Here is a 1389-nt window from a genome sequence, read left to right as displayed (position 1 = left end):
TCCTACGAGGTCGCCCCGGCGGCCGCCGCGTTCCCGACCGGCACCTACCGCAACATCTCCGGCAACCTCGCCCTGGCCTACGGCCTGATCACGGCTTCGCAGCAGGCGGATCTGCCGCTGTTCCTGGGCTCGTATCCGATCACGCCGGCCTCGGACATCCTGCACGAGTTGTCCCGGCACAAGAACTTCGGGGTGCGGACCTTCCAGGCGGAGGACGAGATCGCGGGGATCGGCGCGGCTTTGGGGGCGGCGTTCGGTGGCTCGCTCGCGGTGACGACGACCTCCGGGCCGGGGGTTGCGCTCAAGAGCGAGACGATCGGGCTGGCGGTGTCGCTGGAGTTGCCGCTGCTGGTGGTGGACATCCAGCGCGGTGGCCCCTCCACCGGTCTGCCGACGAAGACGGAGCAGGCGGATCTGCTGCAGGCGATGTTCGGGCGTAACGGTGAGGCGCCGGTGCCGATCGTGGCGCCGAGGACGCCGGCGGACTGCTTCGAGGCGGCGTTGGAGGCGGCGAGGATCGCGCTGACCTACCGCACCCCGGTGATGCTGCTCTCCGACGGGTATCTGGCCAACGGTTCCGAGCCGTGGCGGATCCCGGACCTGGAGGAACTGCCCGATCTGCGGGTGCAGTTCGCCTCCGGCCCCAACCACACCCTGGCCGACGGCACCGAGGTGTTCTGGCCCTACAAGCGGGACCCGCAGACCCTGGCGCGGCCGTGGGCGGTGCCGGGGACGCCGGGTCTGGAGCACCGCATCGGCGGCATCGAGAAGCAGGACGGCACGGGGAACATCTCCTACGACCCGGCCAACCACGACTTCATGGTCCGCACCCGCCAGGCCAAGGTCGACAACATCGCGGTGCCGGACATCGAGGTCGACGACCCGCACGGCGGCGCGAGGACCCTGGTCCTCGGGTGGGGCTCGACGTACGGGCCGATCACGGCGGCGGTCCGCAGGCTGCGGGCGGCCGGCGAGTCCATCGCCCAGGCCCACCTGCGCCACCTCAACCCCTTCCCGGCCAACCTCGGCGAGGTTCTCAAGCGCTACCAGAGAGTCGTCGTGCCCGAGATGAACCTCGGGCAGCTGACGACGCTGCTGCGCGCGCGATACCTGGTCGACGTGGTGCCCCACAACCAGGTCAACGGCATGCCGTTCAAGGCACAACAGCTCGCCAAGGTTCTGCAGGAGGTGCTCCGTGCGAACTGAACTCAAGCTCATGGCCAAGGACTTCAAGTCGGACCAGGAGGTGCGCTGGTGCCCGGGCTGTGGTGACTACGCGATCCTGGCCGCCGTTCAGGGCTTCATGCCGGAGCTGGGGCTGGCGAAGGAGAACATCGTCTTCGTCTCCGGCATCGGCTGCTCCTCCCGCTTCCCGTACTACATGAACAC

2 pseudogenes are annotated in these 1389 nt (G+C 69.0%); both read left to right on the top strand.

The features are described from left to right. Positions 1-1206 (top strand): annotated as a pseudogene (locus tag ABT288_RS49950) (2-oxoacid:acceptor oxidoreductase subunit alpha); the annotation flags it as partial. Between the two features lie 10 nt (positions 1207-1216). Then, positions 1217-1389, top strand: a pseudogene (locus ABT288_RS49945) (2-oxoacid:ferredoxin oxidoreductase subunit beta); the annotation flags it as partial.

It is taken from the genome of Streptomyces sp. NPDC001093, assembly GCF_040298985.1.
Classification (GTDB): domain Bacteria; phylum Actinomycetota; class Actinomycetes; order Streptomycetales; family Streptomycetaceae; genus Streptomyces.
Note: the sequence above shows the minus strand (reverse complement) of the source record. Positions and strands in the feature narration are given on the sequence as shown.